Genomic DNA, 25,487 nt, shown 5'->3' with positions numbered 1-25,487 from the left:
GCGTTTTAATAATATCCTCTAAGTTCAGAAGGAAAGTCAGTTCCTCCTTCATCATTTGGTAATCGTTTTTTGGTATCCGGTAGATATCCTTCAGCAATTCAAAAGAATCAATGACGGGAACATCCCACCATAGCTGGGAGCGCTGCCCGAAGACAACACCAATTTCTTTCACATGGGCTTTTCGCTCCTGAAAAGGGACTCGTCCGTTAATCAGACAGGTTCCGCTGTCCGGAGTCAGGATTCCGCTTAAAACTTTAATGGTGCTGCTCTTGCCGGCACCATTGGGGCCAATATAGCCCACCATTTCTCCATCTGGGATTGTAAAAGAGATATCATTCAGAGCTTTGATTTCACGGTATTGCCGGTGAAACAAAGCCTTCAGGGCAGACTTAAGCCCTGCATTCCGGTTTGCGACCCGAAAGGTCTTGCATAAGTGTTCCACTTGAATCATGGTAAACCTCCTGGTAGTAATATTTTGGAAACAACAGTTAATATGTTACTTCAAATATCTTGCCAAGCGACAGAATCTGGAAAACAGACCCATTTCCCCTTGGATTTTGCCAAGGGAACCCGTTGTGGTAAATATTTACTTTTAAGAAAAAGCAGACGTGAGCGGCTGCTTTTTAGTAGAAAGGATATTTATTTTAGCACTATACAGGAGGGAAGTCAAGTGAGAAAGAGGGGAAATAGATCCCCGTTCATCTCAGCAGTTGTGGAGGAAACCGTATCGCCCGAAGCCGTTTCCTCCGTGCCGTCAATTGTTTTGGAACCGTTCAGATCGGGAGCTTCTTCTGTGCCGCCGTTCATGCCGCCTCCAGGGCCGCCGCCATTACCGTCAGGACCGCCTCCGTTGCCGCCGCCAAAGGCTGAGATCGTAACGGAAACAACGGTATCCCCATCCATAACCAACGTTAGAATCGATCCTTCCGTGATATCTTCCACCGTTGCATCACTGCTCTGCCCCATACTGTCTTTGGCGATCTTCGTATCATCATCAATGGTAATTTCCTTTTCTTCGCCGGTCAGCGTTAAACCGCCGGGACCCATTCCGCCACCGGAAGGAGGAGTGCCGTCGTTGTCCCCGGAAGGAGGAGTGGCTGAAGTCCCGGCATTATCATCGGAAGCTGAAGCAGCGGCATCCTCATCCGAAGCGGCGGTTTCATCACTATCTCCTGTTTGCAGGGTATCACTGCCGTCTGGAGCGGATGGTTTTTTCCCATTTTCCGGTGGTGTGAAGTCTCCGTCAGGTCTGGATGCCCGTTCTCCCAGTGCAAGTGTTATGGTATTCCCATCTATGGCGGTAACCTGACCGGTTATGGCATTGTCATCTTGTGTATTTTCGCTCTGGGTGCGGTCAGAGGATTTGTCATCGGATTCCACGCTGGATGAACTGCTGGTGGAACTATTCTGGGTACTGCCGGAAGAAGTCTGGCAGCCTCCTAACAGGGTACAGGAAACGGTAACGCATAATAACAGGGTAATTAATTTATTTTTCATACAATCATCCTTTCTGGTATCTGCAGGTGAACAGGTACGAATTCTTTCGTTGTAATCATACAATCCAATGCTGAAATTAACCTGAAGAAAAGTATGAAGAATCTGTGATGGAATACGGTTCCATGGGAGGTAAATTAGAAAAAACTATTGCACATCTAATCTAAATATGTTAGTATCTTCCTTGTGAATACAAATGTATTTGTGAAGCAAACACGAGGAGGTTCCAATGTCGGAAAAAAGTCAGTATTTTGTGGTTAAGCAGAAGGCGGTTCCGGAAGTGTTATTAAAAGTAGTGGAAGCGAAGCGGTTATTAGAGTCGGAACGAGTGGAAACGGTTCAGGAGGCCACAGACCGGGTAGGCATTAGCAGAAGTTCGTTCTATAAATATAAAGATGATATATTTCCATTTCACGATAATGCCAAAGGAAAGACCATTACCTTTGTAATACAGATGGATGATGAGCCTGGGCTTCTTTCAGATGTATTGAAAGTAGTTGCCCAGTTCGGCGCCAACATTCTTACAATCCATCAGAGTATCCCAATCAACGGAGTGGCATCGCTTACTTTAAGCGTAGATATCTTACCCACCACAGATGATGTATCCAAGATGGTAGAAGAGATAGAAAATAAAATAGGTGTGCACTATTTGAAAATATTAGGCAGAGAGTAGACGAAACGTAACAGTGTTTTCGTACGGCCGGCGCAGTAAATGCGCAGACCAGTCTGAACTGTTACTACGAAACATACATATAAATTAGTTTGCGTGCATCATAGAGAATGCAGATAGGAGGAAAAAATGATTCAGATTGCAGTGTTAGGTTACGGTACCGTAGGTTCAGGTGTAGTGGAGGTAATTAACACCAACCACAGCAGCATCAATAAAAAAGCCGGGGAAGAGATTAATATTAAATATGTATTGGATTTAAGGGATTTTCCGGGAGATCCGATTCAAGATAAAATCGTACATGATTACGAGGTAGTGGTGAACGACCCTGAAATCAATATTATTGTTGAGGTAATGGGTGGCGTAGAACCGGCGTATACATTTGTAAAGCGGGCATTATTAAGCGGCAAAAGTGTGTGTACATCCAATAAGGAATTAGTGGCAAAACATGGTGCAGAACTTTTGGATATTGCAAGAGAACGAAATATCAACTTCTTGTTTGAAGCCAGCTGCGGCGGAGGTATTCCCATTATCCGTCCGTTAAATTCTTCTCTTACGGCAGATGAGATTGATGAAATCACCGGTATTTTAAATGGAACTACCAACTTCATTATGACAAAAATGATTGAAGAGGGTTCTGAATTTGAAGATGTTTTAAAAGAGGCCCAGGAAATGGGGTATGCGGAGCGCAATCCGGAAGCAGACGTGGAAGGCCATGATGCCTGCCGTAAGATCGCTATATTATCTTCCCTTGCATTTGGCAAACAGGTTGATTTTGAAGATATCTATACAGAAGGGATCACAAAAATCACAGCGACGGATATCAAATATGCAAAAGCCCTTGGCAAGACCATTAAATTACTGGCATTCAGTAAAAAAGTGGGAGAGAGCTTTTATGCCATGGTGGCTCCGGTACTGCTGGGACCAACAGACCCGCTGTTCAGTGTAAACGGTGTATTTAATGCAATATTTGTACACGGAAATGTATTGGGAGATGCAATGTTCTATGGAAGCGGTGCCGGGAAACTGCCTACGGCAAGTGCAGTGGTATCTGACGTAGTAGATGCAGCAAAGCATTTACACAGAAGCATTATGTCGTTCTGGAGCAGTCATAAGCTGGAACTGACAGACATCAGCAATTCCCAGAGAAAATTCTTTGTACGTGTAAAAGGAAACCAGCAGGATGATCTTGCCCGGATTGAAGAAATCTTTGGAACCGTGAAACCAGTAACAGTTCCCGGAGTGGAAGGTGAATTTGGATTTACTACAGAGATCCTGTCCGAAGCAGAATACAGCGCAAAGGCAGCGAAACTTGGAACAGTAATTAACAGAATCAGAATGAGATAAGCTTACAGCGCTGCATTTAAGGGCAAATGACCGGGAATATCCTCCCAGAGGGTATGAATGTCATACGCCAAAGGTGCAGGGCTGTATTGCTGTTTTCCATTAAATAAAAAGATGAAACATAATAAGTTGAAAGAAATAGAAAATGCAGAGAGGAAGCCGCAATGAAACTTTCAACTAATCCAGTGCGGCGCTGCTGCAGCAGGGCTGCAGTAGCATAGGTGATACAATGAAATATATAGTAGTTTTAGGCGATGGAATGGCAGATGAACCAATCGAACAGTTAGGCGGCAAGACACCGCTTGCATATGCAAAAACTCCAGTGATGGATGCTCTGGCGAAAGTATCAGAGATCGGCATGGTCCATACAATTCCCCAGGGAATGAGCCCTGGAAGTGATACGGCGAATCTCTCCGTAATGGGATACGATCCAAAAGAATACTATACCGGAAGATCCCCGCTGGAAGCTCTCAGTATCGGGGTACCCATGCAGGCAACGGATGTAGCCCTCCGTTGTAATCTGGTAACCCTTTCCGAAGAGGAGCCTTATGAAGAAAAAACAATTATTGATCACAGTTCCGGTGAAATCAGTACGGAAGATTCAGCCATTTTATTAAATGCAGTGATTCAGGAGCTGGAAAATGATATTTATAAATTCTATGTGGGTACCAGTTACCGCCACTGCCTGATCTGGAACCAGGGGAAAGTAGTCTCACTTACGCCGCCCCACGACATTCTGGGTCAGGTAATCGGAAAGTATCTGCCGGAAGACAGCGTACTGGCGCAAATGCAGAAGAAGAGTTACGACATTTTGGTGAACCACCCCATTAACATCGAGCGGAAGAAACAGGGAAAGAATCCTGCCAACAGCTGCTGGTTCTGGGGTGCAGGAACCAAACCTGCACTGTCTTCCTTTGAAGAGAAATTCCATAAAAAGGGTGTTATGATCTCAGCAGTGGATCTGCTCAAGGGAATTGCAGTGGGAGCCGGGATGGATAATATTACGGTGGAAGGTGCCAATGGCGGACTTCATACCAACTATGAGGGCAAGGCACAGGCTGCAGCAGATGCACTGTTAAAAGACGGTTACGACTTTGTATATATACATGTTGAGGCACCGGATGAGATGGGTCATCAGGGAAGTGTAGAAAAAAAGGTTCAGGCTATTGAATTTTTAGATGAACGTGTGATAAAATACGTAAAGGAACAAATGGATGCAGCTGGTGCAGATTACCGTATGCTGGTGCTTCCTGACCATCCTACGCCAATCTGCGCTCGTACACATACCTCCGATCCTGTGCCGTACCTGCTGTATGACAGTACTGCACCGTGTCAGGAGACATGGAATTATAATGAAGCAGAAGCAAAGGATAGTGGAAACGACATTGCCAAAGGGCACCTGATGATGGAATATTTGTTCTCTAAATAAAGCGAATTAGCCTATCCGGTAATTTTATATTATCCTGGAAGGCTGGGGCTGTATGAAAATAACAAGCCTTAAAGTAAATGAAGACGCAGGAGAAAAATATGTTAGTAGTGAAAAAATTTGGCGGTACTTCTGTAGGCAGCAAAGAACGAATTTTCAATGTTGCAAGAAGATGTATGGAAGAACATCAAAAAGGAAATGACGTGGTAGTCGTTCTTTCCGCTATGGGTAAGACAACGGATGAATTGCTTGCCAAGGCGAAAGACATTAATCCAAGAGCTTCAAAAAGAGAAATGGATATGCTTCTTACCGTAGGCGAACAGACATCGGTTTCCCTAATGGCAATGGCGATGGACGCTTTAGGTGTTCCGGCAATTTCTTTAAATGCATTCCAGATTGGAATGAAGACCACATCTGCTTATGGAAATGCCAGGCTTAAGAACATTGATACGGAACGTATCAGACATGAATTGGAAAGCCGCAAGATTGTTATCGTAACAGGTTTTCAGGGAATCAATAAATATGATGATTATACCACTCTGGGACGCGGAGGATCAGATACCACGGCTGTAGCATTGGCAGCTGTGCTGCACGCAGATACCTGTGAGATTTATACGGATGTAGATGGTGTATACACAGCAGATCCCCGTATTGTGAAAGATGCCAGAAAGATGAAAGAAATTACATATGACGAAATGTTAGACCTGGCAACACTGGGCGCCGGTGTACTTCATAACCGTTCCGTAGAAATGGCAAAAAAATATGGAGTAACCCTGGTAGTGCGTTCAAGCTTAAATGATTCAGAAGGAACTGTGGTTAAGGAGGAAGTTAGCGTGGAAAGAATGTTGGTAAGCGGTGTTGCTTTGGATAAAAATGCTGCAAGAATTTCAGTAATGGGGTTAAAGGACGAACCGGGTATCGCTTTTAAATTATTTGATACATTGGCAAAGAAACATATTAACGTAGATATTATTCTGCAGTCTATCGGACGTGAGGGAACAAAGGATATCAGCTTCACGGTAGATGAAGATGAAGCAGATGAGACAATCAGAATTCTCACAGACAATAAAAACCGTATTACTGCAAAAGAAATTACCTGTCAGAAAGAAGTTGCGAAGATGTCTATTGTAGGTGCCGGCATGATGTCAAATCCGGGAGTTGCAGCAAAGATGTTCGAAGCACTGTATAATGCCAGAGTTAATATTAACATGATATCAACTTCAGAAATCCGGGTTACCGTACTGGTAGATCAGGAGGATGGGGAAAAAGCACTCCGTGCCTGCCATGAAGCATTTGGGTTGTCTGAGATTTAATGAACAGCTTACTGTATAGACCACGATAAGTAAAGAGCACAATAAAAAAGAGCAGATTTCTGCTCTTTTTTTGTACTTTCAGACTTTAATGCATCTCTGCCGGAGGAAGTTCACCCCGCAGATCCATATAAAATAAGGTGAGTGTAGTATTCATATAAGGCCCGATCCAAAGCATCCCGATATAACAGGAAAGAACGCTGAGCAGGATAAGCCCGAAAAAGCTGATGACCAGATAAAAGAGCCGGCCTTTGTTACCCCGCATCATCGCCTTGCTTTCCCGCAGGGCATCCATTACTTTCATGTGGGGGTCATCAATATATAAAAATACTGCCTGGGAATAGGTCAGCATTAAAAGGATCGAAACCACCACTCCGATAATTTCAAACAGGATCAGCAGCAGGTCCAGGAGCAGAAGATCCACAGCCTTGCTTAATGCCCCCAGTATGATGGCCGGAAGGAAACATGCCAGAACCATGAGAAATAACAGGATAATAATGCCAATCACATGATCCGGGTAATTCCGGAAACCATACAGGATATCCCCGATTTTATATTCTTTATTTCTGCAGAAATTCAAAAACAGTCTGGATATTCCGGCAGAAAGAACGCCTAAAAGGATGGAAACGATAAACTCACAGAGGGAACTGACAACTAATCCGAATGTTGTTATCGTTCTAAAAAAAGTAAAAGTACTGAAAAAAGTAATTATAAAAGTAATCACAAAGAAAATGATCACGGCACCCATTGGTATGGAATAATTACCAAGGAGCTTTCCTTTTGCTATACTTTTTAGTTCGGAAGATGAACGTTTCATTTTGTATACTCCTATCTGAAAATATTTGTCAAATCTCAGCGAACAGGTGCTGAAAAATTTTGCAACTTTTTTGGTCCTATGTTATACTGGAACAGCAAAACTTAACTTTACAAAGTTCAGAGCATTTTCCTAAACGCTCTAGACCGGAGGTGCTGCCTTGAAAAAGGAAAGCGAAAGAAAAAGCTTATATAAAATCGGCTGGATATTTCTCATACTGGGAAGTATTCTTTATATCCTGGTTAAAGTATCACACATATCGGCGGCATCCTTTTTGCTGCCCTGCCTGGTACATAAATATACAGGGCTTTACTGTCCCGGATGCGGCGGGACCCGCGCGTTTACGTTCTTAATGGATGGCCATTTTCTGAAATCGCTGTATTACCATCCGGTAGTCCTGTATGGTGCCGCACTATACCTTTGGTTCATGATTTCCAATACCATAGAACTCCTTTCGAGAGGACGGTTCAAAGTGGGTATGTATTACCGGGACCGGTATATTCATTTTGCAGTCATCATAATTATACTTAATTTTATTGTAAAAAATGCTGTTCTCATCATTTGGAAATATCAAATGATACCATGAGTCCGGGATGTTTAAACAGCATCATCCGGGACCGGGATGTTAGATTTGGGATTATCTCTGATCTTTGGCATATTGTCGTTGCCGTTTCCGCCTCCACCGTTAAAATATTTATTAAAATAGTCTTCCAGGTCTTGTGAATTCTGGTCTGGCTGTTGGGACTGTCCGCCGGAAGAACCACCGGAAGAACCATCATTTCCATAATAATACTCTAAATAATCCTGATACAATTTTTGTGTGCTGCCCAAATAAGTGTCGCTCACCAAAACCGCAATAATCATAACAAAGCTGATGCAGATTCCGGCAATGGATATTCCAAGACCCGTTTTACTGCGGGAATCCATTTTGGAAGAACTGCCTTTTGACAGGAGGGCTAAAATAATGCCTACCGCGCCTACCGGAATAGAAATATACAGGCAGCAGGATGATACAAGGGATACAATTCCAAGAATCATAGCTGCGGTTGAAAATGAATTTGATTCGGGACCTGGACCGTAATTGCCGGGAGGAGGGTTCTGCCCGTAATTATTTGGCGGGGTACCGTAATTATTAGGGGGAGTCCCCTGATGATTGTAATTTTCGTAATCCATAATAAACGCTCCTTCGCATTTGATATTCTGTATTATAATAACATATCAAAAATTGAAACACAAGAAATTCCTTGCCCGCTTCCGGGTTTTGAAGTATAATAGCCAAAGAATAAAAAACAATTGGGAATTATACCAATACAGATAGCTAAGGAGACAAATATGGACATTAACAAAAGTTTGGCCAGAGAGCTGACCGTAGATTTATGGCAGGTGGAAGCTGCCGTAAAATTAATAGATGAAGGAAACACCATTCCTTTTATTTCAAGGTATCGTAAGGAAGTAACCGGATCTTTAAATGATGAAGTACTTCGTAAGCTGTTTGAACGGCTGACATACCTGCGGAATCTGGAAGAGAAAAAACAGCAGGTATTATCCAGCATCCAGGAGCAGGGAAAGCTGACAGAGGAATTAAAGAAGCAGATTCTTGCGGCAGAAACCCTGGTAGTGGTAGATGACCTGTACCGCCCGTATCGTCCCAAGAGAAGGACAAGAGCTACCATTGCCAAAGAAAAAGGCTTGGAACCGCTGGCTAATATTATCACTCTGCAGATGACCACAAAGCCTCTGGAAGAAGAAGCCAAGGCCTTTATATCGGAGGAAAAGGAAGTATTGACTGCGGCAGATGCCATTGCAGGGGCAAAGGATATTATCGCAGAAAATATTTCCGATGAAGCGGACTATCGAATTTACATAAGAAACATCACAGAAAAAGAAGGCAGAATTATATCCGCAGCGAAAGACGAAAAGGCAGAATCTGTTTATGAGATGTACTATAATTATGAAGAAGCCATCTGTAAAGTAGCGGGGCACAGAACCCTTGCATTAAACCGCGGGGAAAAGGAAAAGTTCCTGAATGTGAAAATCGAAGCTCCCGAGGAACGCATTTTGCAGTATCTGGAGAAAAAAGTAATTATTAAAGAAAATCCGGTGACGGTACCGGTCTTAAAAGAAGTGGCGGAAGACAGCTACAAACGTCTGATTGGACCGGCGATCGAACGTGAGATCAGAAATGCCATGACCGAAAAAGCGGAGGACGGAGCCATCAGCGTATTTGGTAAAAATCTGGAACAGCTGCTTATGCAGCCGCCAATTGCCGGACAGACAGTCCTTGGATGGGATCCCGCATTTCGTACCGGCTGCAAGCTGGCAGTCGTAGATCCTACCGGAAAAGTGCTGGATACCACGGTTATCTATCCTACGGCTCCCACTTCTGATGCGAAAATAAAAGCTGCAAAAGATACCCTGAAAAAAATGATTAAGAAATACGGAATCACCTTATTTTCAGTGGGAAATGGAACTGCTTCCCGTGAATCAGAGATGATCATCGTTGAATTATTCAAAGAAATCGACGAACAGGTGCAGTATGTAATCGTAAATGAGGCAGGAGCTTCCGTTTATTCTGCAAGCAAGCTGGCTACCGAAGAATTCCCGAACTTTGACGTGGGACAGCGAAGTGCGGCATCCATCGCCAGAAGAATCCAGGACCCCCTTGCAGAACTGGTTAAAATTGATCCAAAGTCAATCGGTGTGGGACAGTACCAGCATGATATGAATCAGAAAAAATTAAGCGAAGCGCTGGGCGGCGTAGTAGAAGACAGCGTTAATAAAGTAGGGGTGGATCTGAATACCGCTTCTGCATCCCTCTTAGAATATGTTTCCGGCGTATCCAAAGTAATCGCAAAAAATATCGTAGCTTACCGGGAGGAAAACGGCAGATTCGCAAACCGCAGACAGCTGTTAAAAGTTGGAAAATTAGGCCCGAAAGCATTTGAACAGTGTGCCGGTTTTATGAGAATACCCGGGGGTGAGAATCCACTGGATGCCACCAGCGTTCATCCGGAGAGTTACGATGCAGCGAAAAAGCTTCTTGAGACCTTAGGATATAGTGTGGAAGATATTACGGCAGGCAGACTGGAAGGTTTATCAAAGAAGGTCAGGGATTACAAAAAGCTTGCGTCAGAACTGGAAGTAGGGGAGATTACCTTACGGGATATCGTAAAAGAACTGGAAAAACCGGGACGTGATCCCCGTGATGAAATGCCAAAACCAATTCTGAGAAGTGACGTACTGGATATGAAAGACCTCACCCCGGGAATGGCACTGAAAGGTACCGTCAGAAATGTGATTGACTTCGGGGCTTTTGTGGATATCGGCGTACACCAGGACGGACTGGTGCATATCTCTCAGATGAGCGACAAGAAATTTGTAAAACATCCGCTGGATGTGGTAAGTGTTGGGGACATCGTTGAGGTAAAAGTGTTAAGCGTGGATCTGCCGAAAAAACGGATTTCCCTGACTATGAAAATTTAAATGTGATCCAGACAATGGAATCAGCAGGGAATGTATGGAAATTGCTATTATTATTTAAAAACAAAAATGCAAAAATGATATAAGAAAAAACAGACAAGTACTGTCCAGGTGTATGGGAATCCATATGTATGGATCAGTATTGTCTGTTTTTTCTATTGCATATCCGGGAAAGGGCAAAGAACATAGAACATAGAACATAGCACATCTAATCAGCATCGCTTGTCTGAAACAGATTTTTGCAGAGTTCAATAAAATGCTTTGCGGAACTTGTTAAGAATTTATTTTTATGATAAATAATATGGAATTTGCGCAGAAAAGACAACCCGTCTACTTTTATCTTACAAATGGCATCCTGATACTGAGGGGCGTCATCTACGAATTGTGAAGGTACAATGGTAACGCCCAGATCATTGGCTGCCGCGTGAATCAGTGCCAGGGTGCTGGTACTTTCCCAAACCGGATGGATAACCAGGTTTTTAAGAAGCAGGCTGCTGTCTACGATTTCCCTGGTACCGCTGTTCTTTTCCCGCAAGAGAAGCGGCTGACTGGCAAACTCCTCCAGGGTGGCAAGCGGTTTCTGTGCAAGTGGATTGTGTTTACTGCAGATAATACATAATTCATCTTCGCAAAGGCATTCCCCGCAGATACTGTCCGAATGGATTGGACCTTCCACAAGGCTGAAATCCAGTTCGTTTTGCAGGATCTTTTCTTCCAGGATATCGGAGCTGTTGATCAGGATCTCTGTTTTCATGTGAGGGTATTTTTCCCGGAAATCATTTACCAGCCCCGGCATGTAGTGCGTGCCAAGGGTCATGCTTGCACCGATGCGCAGAGTCCCGATATTATCACAGTCCCGCATCTCCGTTTCCAGCGAGTCGAAGAGAGATACAATATGTGTGGCATAGCTATAGGCTTTTCTGCCCGCATCTGTGATATACATTTTTCTGGAAATCCTTTCAAATAAGGGGACGCCATAATAATCTTCCAGTTCCCGGACAGCCAGGCTGACGGCGGGCTGGGAAAGAAAAAGCTTTTGTGCAGCCGCAGTTACGCCTTCGCAGTCGCAGACTGCAACGAGGATACGCATGTGTTTCAGTGTCATGGAAAAGCTCCTTTCTTACATTGTCTTCGCAATCTCATACAGCTTGGGATAAACTTCATACAAAAAGTCCTGATAAGGGCAGTAATCTTTTATTTCGTTATAAAACGGACGGTAGCGTTTACAGCCGCATCCGCAGATAGATTTCACCTTACAGGTTTCGCATAAGGGAGAAGCCTCCGTTTCACAGGCTAAAAATTTCCGGGTGGCGGGACTGTTTTTAATCTGTTCCAAGTCGTCCGTTCGAATATTGCCGCTTTTGTATTCATCCAGTACATAAAAATCACAGGGATAGACACTGCCATCCGCTTCCACAACAAACTGAGGTGTGCAATAGCCCATTAACCCGCATTGCTCTGCGGGACGACCGCGAAGCATCCATACCAGATTGTCAAACTGGCGGACACTGATATAGCGACCATTTTTCAACTGTTCATACCACAGCCCAAAGAAGCGTTTCATAAATTCTGCATAACTTTGGGGATCCAGATCATGAGGTGCGGTGAGGTCTGAATCAAGTGGGCGCAGGCAGGGAATCAGCTGGACAAATTTAAAATCCTGTTTCAGATAGAACTGGAACAAAGTCTGGGGCTTTTTCGCAGTCTGTTTTGTAATAACGGACAGAATATTAAAATCCACACCGAACCTGCGAAAAAGCTTTAAGGTGTGGTGGACCCGATCATAGGTGCCCTTGCGGTCACTTCCAAGGCGCTGGTAGTCGTGAAGTTCACGGGGACCGTCCAGAGACAATCCCACCAGAAAATGATATTTCACAAATAACCGGCACCAGTCTTCATCAATTACCATGCCGTTGGTCTGAATGGAGTAAGAAATCTTTACGCCCGCTGGCACCAGTTTTTCTGCCCGCTCCGTAAAATATGTAAAATAAGAAAGCCCCGCCATGGTAGGTTCTCCCCCTTGGAATGTAAAGCTGACAGACGCCGGGGACTTGATACTGGCAAAGGTTTTGGAAAGCAGGCAGTCCACGGTATCTTCTGCCATAATACCGTAGGAAGCCGTTTCCCGGTGGCTGGCGACATCATAATAAAAACAATAGCGGCAGCGCATATTGCAAAGTGACGAGGCTGGTTTTATAAGCATGGAAAAGTAATTCATGGGTATCTCCTTAAACGTTCTAAGATGCGGACAAACCGGATCTTGTGCATTTATTATAAAACGTCACAGAAAAAAAAGCAATCGGACAGTATGGACAAATCATCAGTGGATGCTTTACAATAGGTCACATAGAAGTTACGGAGGAGGGGTGTAAATGAAAAAAAATTGGAAAGAGCAGATCCTGGGCAAGACGATTAAAGCCCGCCTTATCCGCTATAACTTATGTGTTGTCAGTACCATTGCCCTGTTTTCCTGTATCTGCAGTTATATCATATCCAGCAGAAACGCCAGAGAGATAGCTGTGACTGCACTGGAACATGAAGTAGAAGGACTTTCTGGACTTTTTGGCATGGGCTATGAAGAAATGATGAATATTGTTCTGAACTGTGCGGAGCGCAGCACCGTGAATCTTGGAAAGCTGGATCTTGATGCATCTGCCGGGAACCGGAAGGAAGCCATTAATTACACCAGGACAATCAGCGATTACTGCGCCATATCCGGTTATGGGGAATATATCGCAAAACTAATGGTGTTAAACGAACAGGATGGGTTTGTACAGGCTGGATATGAGCCGGGGAGCAGCAACGATCCCCAGGCACTGAGACAGGCAGAATGGTTTGACGGGGAGCTGGCAAAGTCTACGGAGTTGTATGCCCTGGATGTGGTGGAATCCCCTTTTTGGGGTGGTAAAAATGAAAAACTACTGCCCCTTTTAAGAAAGGTGAACAGTATGTCATCCTATAGCGGTGAAGGCTGGGTGTTCCTGGGCATCTCTGCAAAGTTATTTCAGGATGCTTTAAAAGAAACCCAGCATGAGAACCGAATAGCCGTAGTCACCTGGACAGGAAATCCGGTGGCCGGGGTAAATGAGAAGCGTGACGGGGAGGACGAGACGTTTATCCGGATGCTGCTGGAGCGGGAAGCCGGGAGAGATACTCTGCGTATGAAGATAGATGGGTCAAAATGCATGGTTTCCTATGTGCGAAATCCCAAAAGCGGCATTCTGGTCTATGAGATACTTCCAATGAGCAGGATTGTAAATAACCGGTTTATGATCATACTCATTGTCCTGCTGATCTTTACCTCCTGCATCAGTATTGGTATGGTGCTTTCGGCATTCTTTACCAAACGGATTAACGAACCGATACATAAGCTGGTGTCCCATATCGGGCTGCTGTCCAGGGGAGAGTTCACGGTGAATCCCCAGATAGAAAGTGAGGACGAGATCGGTACCATTGGGAAAGGTGTCAACCATATGGCAGCCAAAATAGATGAACTGGTGGATATGAGGGTAGCAAGTGAAAAAGAGAAGAAAAATCTGGAGATCAAAATGCTGCAGGCACAGATTAATCCACACTTTCTATACAATACGCTGGATTCCATCAGATGGATTGCAATCATCCAGAAGAACAACGGCATTGTGAAAGTAGTGACCTCCCTGTCATCGCTGCTTAAAAATATGGCAAAAGGATTTAACGAAAAGGTGACGTTAAAGCAGGAGCTGGACTTTCTTGCTGACTATATCGTAATTGAGAAAATACGCTATGTAGAGCTGTTCGATGTGGAAATCCATGTGGAACCCGAAGAACTGTATCAGGCGAAAATTATAAAACTGACACTGCAGCCCCTGGTGGAAAATGCCATATTCTCAGGAATAGAGCCCAGCGGAAGAAACGGTGTGGTAGAGATACATGCAAGAAAGTCAGACGGTGATCTGTGCATTACCGTAAGGGATAATGGAATCGGCATGGACAAAGAGAAGGCAAAGCAGTTGTTACAAGACACCGAGAAGGTAAAGAGCAGTTCCATGAGCGGGATCGGGCTGCCAAATGTAGACAGGAGAATAAAACTGGTATATGGGGAAGCCTATGGGCTTTCTATACAAAGTGAGCCGGGGCAATATACCCAGATTACGGTGAGACTGCCATTAGAAATGTAAGAGGGAGATAAAATATGTACCGTGTGATGATAGTAGATGATGAGCCGCTGATCCTGGCAGGGGTTACATCCTTAATTGAATGGGAAGATTATAACTGTACCATTGTGGCAAAAGCCACAAATGGACAGAATGCCTTTGAGCTGATTACAGACATAAAGCCGGATATCATAATAACCGATATCAAAATGCCGGCAATGGATGGAATCGAATTGATGAAAAGATGCCGGGAATCAAAAAGCCAGGCGGCATTTATTATATTAACAAATCTGGAAGAGTTCAGTCTGGCGAAGCAGGCAGTGAAATATGGAGCAACGGATTATCTGGTTAAAATAGAGCTGACCGAAGAGACGCTGGCGGAAAGTTTAAAACGTGCCATCCGGGAATGTGAAAAAAACAGATCAGCAGGGTCCCGGCAGGAAAATACGGGAGAGAATGCCAGACATCCCAAGCAGAGCAGTGAGAGCCTCTTTCGGAAATTGTTGCTGGAAGAGCCTGTCGGGAAAAAAAATGAGGAGTACCAATCGCTCCAGGCGGATTATAAGGCTCCGGTGATGGTGTTGCTGCGCATGAATAATACAAGTTCATATTTCCAGGCGTCATTATCGGAAAAGGACCGTAAAAAAGCAATGTCTTATACAGAGAATATTCTAAAGGAGATGGTGAAGCGGTTCTTTCCGGTCTGGGGGATTCTGGAATGGGAAGAGACCGGGTTTTTAATCATTGTACCAGACGGGGATGATACCCAGACCAATCATAAGATTGCCCAGATGTGCCAGAAGATGATATCAGTAGTGGAGGATTACTTTGGGATGCAGACGGTGGCAGCGGTTACGGCAGCGGCAGAAGATATCTACAGGCTTTCGGAATTTCTGCCCCAGCTGGAAAGCTGCATGGATGCATACTACTACCAAATGGAATCCTCCGTCGTATTTTACAGTGAACATTTTCAGAAGTACCAGGAACAAAACCGGGACTTTGACATCAGCTTCCTGAAAAAGGATATGACCCTTGCACTGGGACAGAATGACAGTACCAGGGTCAGGGAGATTATCAGCCAGCTGACCAGTCTGTTCCGGGAATATACCCCTGCCAGAAAACAGGCGGTCAATGCCTGCATCAACCTATATACCTTTGTCGTGCCCTTTTATGAGGGAGCAGGAGACATTCCGGGCGGAAAGTTTCCCGACACCATGCAGATGGTAGAAAAGCTGAAACGTATCGGGTGCCTCCATGACATTCTCATGTGGCTGCAAACCTTTGGGGATAAAATCTGCCAGGTTATGGAGGGGCGGTCCACTGGCAAGTCAGAACGTGTCATCGAAGGGGTCCGCCAGTATGTAATGGAACATTATCAGGAGAAACTCACACTTGCCATGGCAGCAGAAGCCACAGGAATCAGCCAGGGTTATCTAAGCAGTATCTTTAAGAAGCAGACAGGGAGAAACTTTACGGACTACGTAGCATGGATCAAAGCAGAGAAGGCAAAAGACCTGATTCAGGAACACCAATATATGATGTATGAAATTTCAGATATGCTGGGATTTGAAAATCCATATTATTTTAGCAAGGTTTTTAAAAAAGTGACCGGAATGACACCAAAGGAATATGAAAATAGTGCAAGGATATGAAGAAAGTAATATTTTTTTACGGAAACAGTGTAAGATAGTAATAGAAATATAGGGATCCTCCATTTCATCCGGGACATGTATTTGGTATATTAGTTTCAAGGATAAAGCAGTGATCCGGAACGCACAGTTAACAGAATGAAATTTTCAAACACGTTCTAAGAAAGGGAGGTTTCTATTATGAGATTCAAAAAGGCGGCAGCAGTACTTCTGGCATCAGCAATGGCGGTAACTTCATTTACCGGATGCGGCAATCAGGCAGCGGATACATCCGATGGAAAAGCAGCAAATGAAAAAACAGCAACCGAAAATGCAAAAGAGGGAAAAAAGAAAAAGTTAACGGTTACGACCTGGGATAACGATATATCCCCCCAATTCCGCGTTGCAGTGGAAACATTTCAGGAGAAATACCCGGATGTGGAAGTAGAGATCATCGATACTGCAGCAAATGAATATAACAACAAGCTGACCGTAATGCTGGCGAGCGGGGATGCAGACCCGGATGTAATCTTTGTAAAAGATATGGGCTCCCAGTTATCCATGCAGGCTAAGGGACAAATTCTAAATCTGGATGAATACATAAAAAAAGACAATCTGGATATGTCCATCTATAATAACACAGCGGAAAAACTCCAGATTGATGGCAGTTATTACACACTTCCGTACCGTTCAGACTGGTATGTATTGTTTTATAATAAAGATCTCTTTGACAAGGCAGGAGTTCCCTATCCCTCCAATGATATGACCTGGGAGGAATACGAAGAACTGGCGCGCAAGATGACAAATGGAGAAGGCAGTGAGAAAGTATTCGGAACCCATAACCATATCTGGATGGGGCTGGTATGTAACTGGGCAATTCAGGATGGGAAACATACGCTGGTTGCAGATGACTATTCATTCTTAAAGCCATATTACGAGCAGGCTATCCGCATGCAGGATGAGGGAATCATTCAGAACTATGCCACATTAAAGACCGGCAACCTGCACTATACCAGTGTATTCCAGCAGCAGCAGTGTGCTATGATGCCGATGGGCACCTGGTTTATTGCCAACATGATTCAGGCACAGAAATCCGGAGAGACCGATTTTAACTGGGGATTTGCCACGATACCCCATCCAAAAGACGTAGAAGCAGGGAATTCTGTTGGCGCCGTTACCCCCATTGCAATCAATGCAAAAACCGATGAACCGGATCTGGCATGGGAATTTGTAAAATGTGCCACAAGTGAAGAGACAGCGGAAAAACTGGCGGAAAATGGTATGCTTACGGCTGTGCAAAATGATACAATCATGGATAAGCTGGTTACCACCGAAGGATTCCCAAAAGAATGCAAAGATGCACTCCTGTTAAAAGGCATGGTATTTGACCGTCCCCTGGATAAAAATATAGAAGCAATCCGAAAAGCGATCGAAGAAGAACATGACCTGATTATGATCGGAGAGCAGGATGTGGATACCGGGCTGGCACATATGGCAGAGCGTGTAAAAGAAGTAAAAGAAAATAATAAATAGGCTAATAACAACCAAATATGGAAAGGGCATCTGAAAGAGGGAAAATCCCCCATTTTCAGAGAGCCCTTATATTTTGAAACTTTTTTGGGAAAAAGGGGGAAAACAGATGCATTTATCCATGAAACAAAAGCGAAAAATCAAGAATAATCTGGTAGGATATTCTTTTATTTTACCAAATTTTATAGGCTATTTTATATTCATTTTCATACCGGTATGCTTCTCCTTTATACTGAGTGTAATGGAATGGGACGGTTCGGCTTCTCCGATGAAATTTGTGGGATTAGAGAATTTCTCCAAACTTTTATCGGACAGCACCTTTATGATATCACTGAAAAACACGCTGCTTTATGCCATAGGAACGGTACCGTTAACCGTGGCGGCTGCCCTTTTAATCGCAGTGCTTTTAAACAGCAAAATAAAAGGAATTGTAGTTTTCAGAACCGCATTTTTCTTTCCCTATATCGCATCTTTAGTTGCGGTTGGAGCGGTATGGAATATGCTTTTTCAACCGGATTTCGGTCCAATCAATGAAGTGCTAAAAGTAATCGGAATCAGCAATCCGCCAAGGTGGGTGGCATCTACCGTATGGGCATTGCCGGCAATTATCATTGTAAGTATCTGGAAGTACATGGGCTATTACATGATCGTTTATCTGGCTGCACTCCAGGGAATATCAAAAGAGATGTACGAGGCAGCCAGCCTGGACGGAGCGACGGGATGGAAAAAGCTTCGTTACATAACCATACCAATGCTGAAGCCTACCACATTTTTTGTAGTAATGATGCTGACAATCCAGTGCTTTAAAGTATTTGATTTAATCTACGTCATGACACAGGGAGGACCGGGAAGGTCCACGAATGTGCTGGTAAACCACATCTACAATGCAGCATTTGTAGAATTTAAGTTCGGCTATGCCAGTTCCAGTGCAATTGTGCTGTTCGCCATCGTCTTGATTGTAACGCTGGTTCAGTTCAGAGGTGAAAAGAAATTCACCAGCTATATGTAGGGGGGAAAATAGGATGGAGAAACAGAGTAATAAGAAAAAAATAGCAGTTTATGCAGGTCTGATCCTGCTGGCAGTGATTATGATTATTCCTTTTTACTGGATGCTGATCTCTTCCGTAAAGCTGAATAAAGACGTATTCAGCATTCCCATGAAGTGGATTCCCGATAGCTTCCAATGGGAAAACTACCGGCAGATCTGGGACAAAATCCCGCTGCTGACCTTCTTTAAAAATTCCATCAAGCTGACGGTAATTACTACGGTGATTCAGCTGGCAACCAGTTGCTTTGCGGCATATGGATTTGCAAAGATGGATTTTAAGGGAAGAGATGTATTATTCCTGATTTATGTGACCACAATAGCCGTTCCCTGGCAGGTATATATGGTTCCACAGTTCACCTTGATGTCAAAAATGGGGCTGAATAACACACATGCAGGCTTAATTATGCTCCAGGCATTTTCAGCATTCGGCGTATTTCTTATGCGCCAGTTTTATATGAGTATTCCAAGGGAATTATCCGAGGCAGCCAGAATTGACGGGCTGGGAGAGTACCGGATATTTGCCAGAATCTGTCTGCCCCTGGCAAAGCCGGGTATCGCAACACTGGTTATCTTTACCTTTGTAAACGTATGGAACGACTTTATGGGACCGCTGATCTATCTGAACAGTACCGAACTTAAAACCATCCCGCTGGGTATCCGCATGTTCATTTCCCAGTATGCGGCAGATTATGCCTTGATTATGGCGGCATCCGTCTGCGCACTGATTCCGGTAGTGATTATCTTTATATTCTGCCAGAAATTCTTTGTGGAAGGCGTGGCGGCAAGCGGTATCAAAGGTTAGATAATAGGATAACAAAGCAGACAAAGCAGGGAAATTAAGCAAGGCAGACAAAGAGGAGGAGGGGCAATCATGGCACAGACAATAGATTCGTTACAAAAGTATAATAGCGTAACAAAGGAGCAGCTTAGTACTGCAGTAGAACATGCAGTATCAGTTATAAAAGGGAACCTGAAAGATTTTACCCATCATTTTCAGTCACCCAATACCTTTCACGGGTTTTACGAACAGACCGAAAATGTAGAGTGGACCACCGGTTTCTGGACCGGAGAAATCTGGCTGGCTTACGAATTCACCAGAGATCCGGCGTTTAAAGAAGCAGCAGAAATACAGGTCAAAAGCTTTCGAAACAGAATCGAGAAGAAGATCGATGTAAATTATCATGACATGGGATTCTTATACAGTCTGTCCTGTGTGGCAGCGGATAAAATATGCGGAAATGAAGAAGGAAAGCGGGCGGCGCTCTTAGCCGCAGACCACCTTGCTGCACGCTACCGTGAAAAAGGAGAATTTCTCCAGGCGTGGGGAAATGTAGGCGACCAGGATAATTACAGACTGATCATAGACTGCCTTCTAAATCTGCCGCTGCTATACTGGGCAACCGAAGTATCCGGAGAGGAACACTATGCAAAAAAGGCAGAAAAGCATATGCAGACGGCTATGAAATGTATATTGCGGGAGGATCATTCCACCTACCATACTTACTTCATTAATCCGGAAACAGGGGAGCCGGCATATGGGGTAACCCATCAGGGAAACAGGCATAATTCCGCGTGGGCAAGGGGGCAGGCGTGGGGAATCTATGGGGTGGCGTTAAGCTGCCGCTACCGCAAAAAAGATTCCTATATAGAGATATTTCGAAATGTCACAGACTATTTCCTGGAGCATCTCCCGAAGGATCTGATTCCATACTGGGATTTTGATTTCGATACGGGAAGCCCGGAGCCCAGAGACTCATCAGCGGCGGCAATTGCTGTCTGCGGCATTTATGAAATGGCGGAATATCTGGATAAGGAAGAAGCAGAAAAATACTGCATGGCGGCAGATAAAATATTGTGTGCACTCATCGAAAGATGCAGCGTAACCAGTATCCGCCAGTCCAATGGTCTGCTGCTTCACGGAACCTATGCCCGAAGCTCCGAGGAAAATACCTGTAAAAACAGAGGGGTAGATGAATGCAATACCTGGGGGGACTATTTTTATCTGGAAGCACTCAGAAGAAAGAGCGGAAACTGGAATCCCTACTGGTAAGAATGCAGGGGTTAAGGACAACTATACATGAAAGGGAAGAACCATGAATCTAATTTATATATTTGCGGACCAGTGGCGGTCCCAAGCAGCGGGATTCCAAAATGAAGACGCTGTATATACGCCTCATATCGATGAATTTGCAAAAGAAAGTCTGGTATTCTCCAATGCGATCAGCACCTTTCCCCTATGTTCGCCCCACAGGGCATCCCTGATGACCGGGAAATATCCATTCTGTACCGGAATGTGGACGAACTGCAAAACAGGGCTGAGCGAGGTGCTCATGTTAAAGCCGCAGGAAAATTGTATTGGAAATGTTTTAAAAGAAGCAGGCTATCAGACCGGTTATATTGGAAAATGGCATTTGGACGCATCCGAAATGAATTTTTCGACACATCCGGCTTCCGGGGCAAAGGACTGGGATGCATATACGCCGCCGGGAGAACGCAGGCAGGGATTTGATTTCTGGCTGTCCTATGGAGCAGATGACCACCATCTGGATCCCCATTATTGGAATGACAGCGGACAGATGATAAGACCTGGAAAATGGTCACCGGAATTTGAAACGGATCAGGCGCTATCCTATCTCCAGCGGCATTCCGGACAGGATCAGCCATTCGCATTGTTTATCTCCTATAATCCGCCGCATCTGCCCTACGAACTGGTACCGGAGAAATATCTCAAGGGGTATCGGAACATGCCCGTAACGTTCCGGGAAAATGTACCGGCAGAAAAGCGTACCAGAGAGCTTGCGAATATTACCAGGCAGTACTACGCAGCAGTCACGGGAATCGATGATCAGTTTGGAAGAATACTGGCATTTCTCAAAGAAAATAACCTGGAAGAGAATACATTGCTGGTATTATCTGCGGACCACGGAGAGATGCTGGGTTCCCATGGCAGAATGAGCAAGAATATCTGGTATGAAGAAGCCGTCAGCATACCGCTGCTGATGCGGCAAAAAGGCAGCATCCCTCAGGGAGAATATCCGGAAATATTCGCAAGCCCGGATCATATGCCCACGCTGCTGGGGCTCCTGGATCTGGAAGTACCGGAAACCTGCCAGGGCTATAATCATGCAAAGAACATCCGGGGACAGCTGGCAGGGGCACCTGAGCAGGCATTTTTATGTTCCTATCCGGGAATGCCTGAGCTGGTGTGTGCTTTTGAAAAAGCGGGAATCAACCATAAATGCTATGGATGGAGGGGAATTCGGACAAAACGCCACACCTATGTGCGAAACAATGGATATATGCCGGGAGATGCAAGAGAAGCGTTTTTATATGACAATGAAAAAGACCCCTATCAAATGCATCCTATTTCAGAAGAAGACACAGAAAAAGATCTGCTGGAATATTTTCAGGAACAGCTAAGACGCTATTTAAATATGACAAAAGACCCGTTTTTGTGGTAAAGTAAAGAAAACAGCAACACATAGGAATTCAAAAAATTAAGACAGAAAAGCAAAGGAGTGAGGATTATGAAACATAAAAAAGTAATTTTAATTATGACAGATACCCAAAGGACCGATATGCTGGGATGCTATGGCAATCCGGCCATGCATACGCCTAATTTAGACAGTCTGGCGGCAGAAGGGGTACAGTTTGAAAAAGCATATACCACCCAGCCTGTTTGCCAGCCTGCGCGTTCAGCTATATTCACCGGAAGCTATCCTCACTCCTGCGCTGGATGGTCCAATTGTATGGGTTTGTCGGACAATGTCCAGAATATCGGGAAACGCCTGACAGATCAGGGAATTCACAGCGCATATATAGGAAAGTGGCATTTGGACGGAGGCGATTATTTCGGGCTTGGAGTATGCCCGGACGGATGGGATGAAGCGTATTGGTATGATATGCGCTGCTATTTAGAAGAACTTACAGAAGAGGAACGATATCTTTCCAGGCAGGTGGAAAGTATTGAAAAGTACAATATCAGAGAAGAATTTACATATGGGCACCGCTGCTCAGACAGGGCTATTGATTTCCTGAAGAATCATCAGGAAGAGGATTATTTCCTGGTGGTATCCTATGATGAGCCTCACGGACCACATTTGTGTCCAAAAAAATATACGGACCTGTATCAGGATTACGAGATACCAAAGAAAAAGAATATGTCAGACACCCTGGAGAATAAACCTGCCCATCACAGAATATGGGCGGGAGATGATTACGGCAGAGCTGCAAAAGAGGATTTCCATCTCTGCCCCAAAGAATTTCTGGGATGTAATACATTTGTAGATTTTGAAATCGGGCGTGTGCTGGATGCTGTCAAAGAATTTGCAGATGACAGTGTTATTATTTACACGTCCGACCATGGGGATATGATGTACAGCCACTCCCTAACGGGAAAGGGACCTGCCATGTACGAAGAAATTACCCATATCCCCATGCTGATAAAAGGATTTGGCAAAGGAAAAAACCACAATCCCGTCTCACACATTAATTTGGCACCCACGATATTTGATATTCTGGGTGTTCCAAAAACAAAAATGTTTGAGGGAAACAGTATTTTACCGGAATTAACGGACAAAAGCACACGCGTCAATGATTATATCTTCATGGAGTTTGGCAGATACGAGGTGGATCATGACGGATTCGGCGGCTATCAGCCGGTGCGTGCAGCTTTTGACGGAAGATATAAGCTTGTGATAAATCTAATGGATACGGATGAGTTCTACGATCTGGAACTGGATCCGGAGGAGATGAATAATGAAATCCATAACCCTGAATATGATAACGATAAAAAGCGGCTGCACAAAGCCATTCTGGATCAGATGTATGAGACCAGAGACCCTTTCCGGGGATATTACTGGGAGAACCGGCACTGGAACCCGGATACCACATACCAGACTTGGGACAGCAGGAAAATGACAAGGCAGCGTGAGAACGAAGAATACGAGCCGCGCCAGCTGGATTATGGTACCGGGCTGCCCATTCGGGAGGCAGTGCGGGTCAAAGGGGAGTCGGATGCGAAGTTTGCAGATTAATATTAATAATATCAATCCTTTATTTTCTGTTCAAAAATGCAGAGTGTGATCAGGGTCAGAAAAAACAACATTATCATCAATAGACTCATTTGAATGCACCTCCCATTCTTCCAGTTTTATCGTTTTAAGGTCATTCTTTGTAACGGTATCCAATCCATCAGGGTGGCTGGATGCATATATTTTCAGCTTTTTATATGTTTCGGAATACAAAACATCAACCCCTTTCTCTTTACTTTGCCTGTTTCTTATAATATAATTATATTTATAAATTTCGAACTTATATATAGGAATAAAGCCAAAATATATAAGTATATGGACGGTAAATCAAATTTGTATAAGAATCACCTCACGAGTTAGACCAGGTTATATTAGAATGATATAAAAGAACGCTCATAGAAGAATGATAGAGAATGGTGACATATATGCGGATCAAAGTAAAAGAAAATCAACTGGAGACAATTGAGGGAATCAGACCGGAGTATCCTTATGTGTTACATCACGTAAATTTAAGTGATACAAAGGTTCCATGGCATTGGCATGAAGAGTTTGAATTCGTTTGTGTGATAAGCGGGAGCATAAAACTGAATACAACCAGCAGAAGCGATATTTTCCATAAAAATGAAGCCTTTTTTATCAATTCGAATGTCTTATGTACGTTGGAGAATATAAGCAATGGGGAGCCGGGGATTCTGGATTCCCATTTATTCCACTCGGTTTTTTTAAGCGGACACTTTAAAAGTATTTTCGAAACAAAATATGTAGAACCAGTGCTGCAGAACAAAAAGCTGGAGATTTTAGCAATCAGGGGAGAAAATACCAGACAGCAGGAAATTTTAGCAAAACTAAGAAAAGTATCATTTCTGCAGAAAAAAGAGAATACGGAATTTCAAACAAGAAATCTCTTTTCAGAAATTTGGATTCTGTTACTGGATGAAATAAAAAATCAGGAACGCACAGATCTGCCTGTGAAACCATACAGCCAGGAGAGATTGCAGGCAATGATGTTTTTTATACAGCAAAATTACCAGAATAAAATATCATTGGAGGACATTGCATTAGCCGCCTCAGTAAGCAAAAGGGAATGCCTGCGCTGCTTCCAGACCAGCATTCACAAAACGCCGTTTTCCTATTTGATGGATTATCGGATTGAAATGGCAGAAAAGCTCTTGAAAACCACCGATCTGTCCGTTGTTGAGATTGCACTGCAGACAGGGTTTTCAAATGGAGCTTATTTTGGAATGATTTTCAAAAAAGATTCCGGTATAACGCCAGGCGAGTATCGAAAAAAATATGGAAAAATGGCTAAATCGTAATCATTTATTTATTCTGATAATATGGTAAAGGTCGTCTATAAGAACATGAAATCGGGACTTCAGGTAGGGAGCCCTGATTAAACAGGTTAAAAAGCACTTGATTCTTGCTGGTTTATGAGTTATAATGAATGCAACTTAACAAGGAAATTCTTCGGGGCAGGGTGTAATTCCCTACCGGCGGTATAGTCCGCGACCCGAATGACAAACATGGAGGTAATAAGCTACATGATAGTCGTTCGGCTGATTTGGTGTAATTCCAAAACC

Annotated in this window: 21 protein-coding genes; 15 read left to right on the top strand and 6 right to left on the bottom strand. The window is 44.0% G+C overall.

Going from position 1 to position 25,487, the window contains the following annotated elements:
• Positions 1–451: ATP-binding cassette domain-containing protein (locus ACH2DQ_RS07370; RefSeq protein WP_395026176.1), on the bottom strand; the 451-nt coding region annotated here is incomplete at its 3' end.
• A gap of 215 nt (positions 452–666) precedes the next feature.
• Positions 667–1,497, bottom strand: a complete 831-nt coding sequence (locus ACH2DQ_RS07365; RefSeq protein ID WP_394913343.1) for a hypothetical protein — start codon at positions 1,495–1,497, stop codon at positions 667–669.
• Positions 1,498–1,723: 226 nt separating this feature from the next.
• Between ACH2DQ_RS07365 and ACH2DQ_RS07360 the strand changes: the two genes are divergently transcribed.
• The 4 genes from ACH2DQ_RS07360 to ACH2DQ_RS07345 all read left to right on the top strand — a co-directional run bounded on the left by ACH2DQ_RS07360 (position 1,724) and on the right by ACH2DQ_RS07345 (position 6,244).
• Positions 1,724–2,167: an ACT domain-containing protein gene (locus ACH2DQ_RS07360; protein WP_394913344.1), complete on the top strand. Its 444-nt coding sequence runs from the start codon at positions 1,724–1,726 to the stop codon at positions 2,165–2,167.
• 126 nt (positions 2,168–2,293) lie between these two features.
• Positions 2,294–3,508 carry a homoserine dehydrogenase gene (locus ACH2DQ_RS07355; protein ID WP_394913345.1) on the top strand — a complete coding sequence of 405 codons (1,215 nt, stop codon included), beginning with the start codon at positions 2,294–2,296 and terminating at the stop codon, positions 3,506–3,508.
• A gap of 226 nt (positions 3,509–3,734) precedes the next feature.
• Positions 3,735–4,934, top strand: a complete 1,200-nt coding sequence (locus tag ACH2DQ_RS07350; RefSeq protein WP_394913346.1) for a cofactor-independent phosphoglycerate mutase — start codon at positions 3,735–3,737, stop codon at positions 4,932–4,934.
• Positions 4,935–5,032: 98 nt separating this feature from the next.
• Positions 5,033–6,244 (top strand): aspartate kinase, encoded by a 1,212-nt coding sequence (locus tag ACH2DQ_RS07345; protein ID WP_394913347.1) that lies wholly within the window; start codon positions 5,033–5,035, stop codon positions 6,242–6,244.
• 85 nt (positions 6,245–6,329) lie between these two features.
• On the opposite strand, the gene ACH2DQ_RS07340 is transcribed toward ACH2DQ_RS07345, so the two are convergent.
• The gene (locus ACH2DQ_RS07340; RefSeq protein WP_394913348.1) at positions 6,330–7,058 is read right to left on the bottom strand and encodes a DUF975 family protein; all 729 of its coding nucleotides are present in this window, start codon (positions 7,056–7,058) and stop codon (positions 6,330–6,332) included.
• A 157-nt stretch (positions 7,059–7,215) separates the two neighbouring features.
• Here ACH2DQ_RS07340 and ACH2DQ_RS07335 point away from each other — a divergent pair, with 157 nt between their 5' ends.
• Positions 7,216–7,641, top strand: a complete 426-nt coding sequence (locus tag ACH2DQ_RS07335) for a DUF2752 domain-containing protein (protein WP_394913349.1) — start codon at positions 7,216–7,218, stop codon at positions 7,639–7,641.
• A gap of 11 nt (positions 7,642–7,652) precedes the next feature.
• Here ACH2DQ_RS07335 and ACH2DQ_RS07330 read toward each other — a convergent pair whose 3' ends face one another.
• Positions 7,653–8,228 (bottom strand): hypothetical protein, encoded by a 576-nt coding sequence (locus tag ACH2DQ_RS07330; protein ID WP_395026171.1) that lies wholly within the window; start codon positions 8,226–8,228, stop codon positions 7,653–7,655.
• A gap of 159 nt (positions 8,229–8,387) precedes the next feature.
• On the opposite strand from ACH2DQ_RS07330, the gene ACH2DQ_RS07325 reads away from it, so the two are divergent.
• Positions 8,388–10,538, top strand: coding sequence for a Tex family protein (locus ACH2DQ_RS07325; protein ID WP_394913351.1), 2,151 nt, complete (start codon positions 8,388–8,390; stop codon positions 10,536–10,538).
• A gap of 205 nt (positions 10,539–10,743) precedes the next feature.
• Here the strand turns inward: ACH2DQ_RS07325 and ACH2DQ_RS07320 are convergent, their stop codons facing one another.
• Both ACH2DQ_RS07320 and ACH2DQ_RS07315 read right to left on the bottom strand, forming a co-directional pair.
• Complete coding sequence (locus ACH2DQ_RS07320; protein ID WP_394913352.1) at positions 10,744–11,640, bottom strand: LysR family transcriptional regulator; 897 nt, start codon at positions 11,638–11,640, stop codon at positions 10,744–10,746.
• 15 nt (positions 11,641–11,655) lie between these two features.
• On the bottom strand, positions 11,656–12,753 hold the full coding sequence (locus ACH2DQ_RS07315) for a radical SAM protein (protein ID WP_394913353.1): 1,098 nt from the start codon (positions 12,751–12,753) through the stop codon (positions 11,656–11,658).
• 154 nt (positions 12,754–12,907) lie between these two features.
• Between ACH2DQ_RS07315 and ACH2DQ_RS07310 the strand changes: the two genes are divergently transcribed.
• The 9 genes from ACH2DQ_RS07310 (at position 12,908) to ACH2DQ_RS07270 (ending at position 25,223) form a co-directional block, all read left to right on the top strand.
• Positions 12,908–14,692 carry a sensor histidine kinase gene (locus ACH2DQ_RS07310; protein WP_394913354.1) on the top strand — a complete coding sequence of 595 codons (1,785 nt, stop codon included), beginning with the start codon at positions 12,908–12,910 and terminating at the stop codon, positions 14,690–14,692.
• A gap of 14 nt (positions 14,693–14,706) precedes the next feature.
• Positions 14,707–16,320: a response regulator gene (locus ACH2DQ_RS07305; protein ID WP_394913355.1), complete on the top strand. Its 1,614-nt coding sequence runs from the start codon at positions 14,707–14,709 to the stop codon at positions 16,318–16,320.
• 177 nt (positions 16,321–16,497) lie between these two features.
• Complete coding sequence (locus tag ACH2DQ_RS07300; protein WP_394913356.1) at positions 16,498–17,829, top strand: ABC transporter substrate-binding protein; 1,332 nt, start codon at positions 16,498–16,500, stop codon at positions 17,827–17,829.
• A 106-nt stretch (positions 17,830–17,935) separates the two neighbouring features.
• Complete coding sequence (locus ACH2DQ_RS07295; RefSeq protein ID WP_394913357.1) at positions 17,936–18,835, top strand: carbohydrate ABC transporter permease; 900 nt, start codon at positions 17,936–17,938, stop codon at positions 18,833–18,835.
• Positions 18,836–18,848: 13 nt separating this feature from the next.
• On the top strand, positions 18,849–19,676 hold the full coding sequence (locus ACH2DQ_RS07290) for a carbohydrate ABC transporter permease (protein ID WP_395026167.1): 828 nt from the start codon (positions 18,849–18,851) through the stop codon (positions 19,674–19,676).
• A 69-nt stretch (positions 19,677–19,745) separates the two neighbouring features.
• Positions 19,746–20,924 (top strand): glycoside hydrolase family 88 protein, encoded by a 1,179-nt coding sequence (locus ACH2DQ_RS07285; protein ID WP_394913359.1) that lies wholly within the window; start codon positions 19,746–19,748, stop codon positions 20,922–20,924.
• Positions 20,925–20,967: 43 nt separating this feature from the next.
• Positions 20,968–22,335, top strand: coding sequence for a sulfatase (locus tag ACH2DQ_RS07280; RefSeq protein ID WP_394913360.1), 1,368 nt, complete (start codon positions 20,968–20,970; stop codon positions 22,333–22,335).
• A 66-nt stretch (positions 22,336–22,401) separates the two neighbouring features.
• A complete protein-coding gene (locus ACH2DQ_RS07275) occupies positions 22,402–23,910 on the top strand; it encodes a sulfatase-like hydrolase/transferase (protein ID WP_394913361.1) in 1,509 nt (502 codons plus the stop codon).
• Positions 23,911–24,320: 410 nt separating this feature from the next.
• Positions 24,321–25,223 carry a helix-turn-helix domain-containing protein gene (locus ACH2DQ_RS07270; RefSeq protein WP_394913362.1) on the top strand — a complete coding sequence of 301 codons (903 nt, stop codon included), beginning with the start codon at positions 24,321–24,323 and terminating at the stop codon, positions 25,221–25,223.
• Positions 25,224–25,487 lie beyond the last annotated feature (264 nt).

This window comes from Robinsoniella sp., assembly GCF_034124845.1.
The sequence above is the reverse complement of the archived record's forward strand: the minus strand, read 5'-3'. Positions and strand labels throughout refer to the sequence as shown.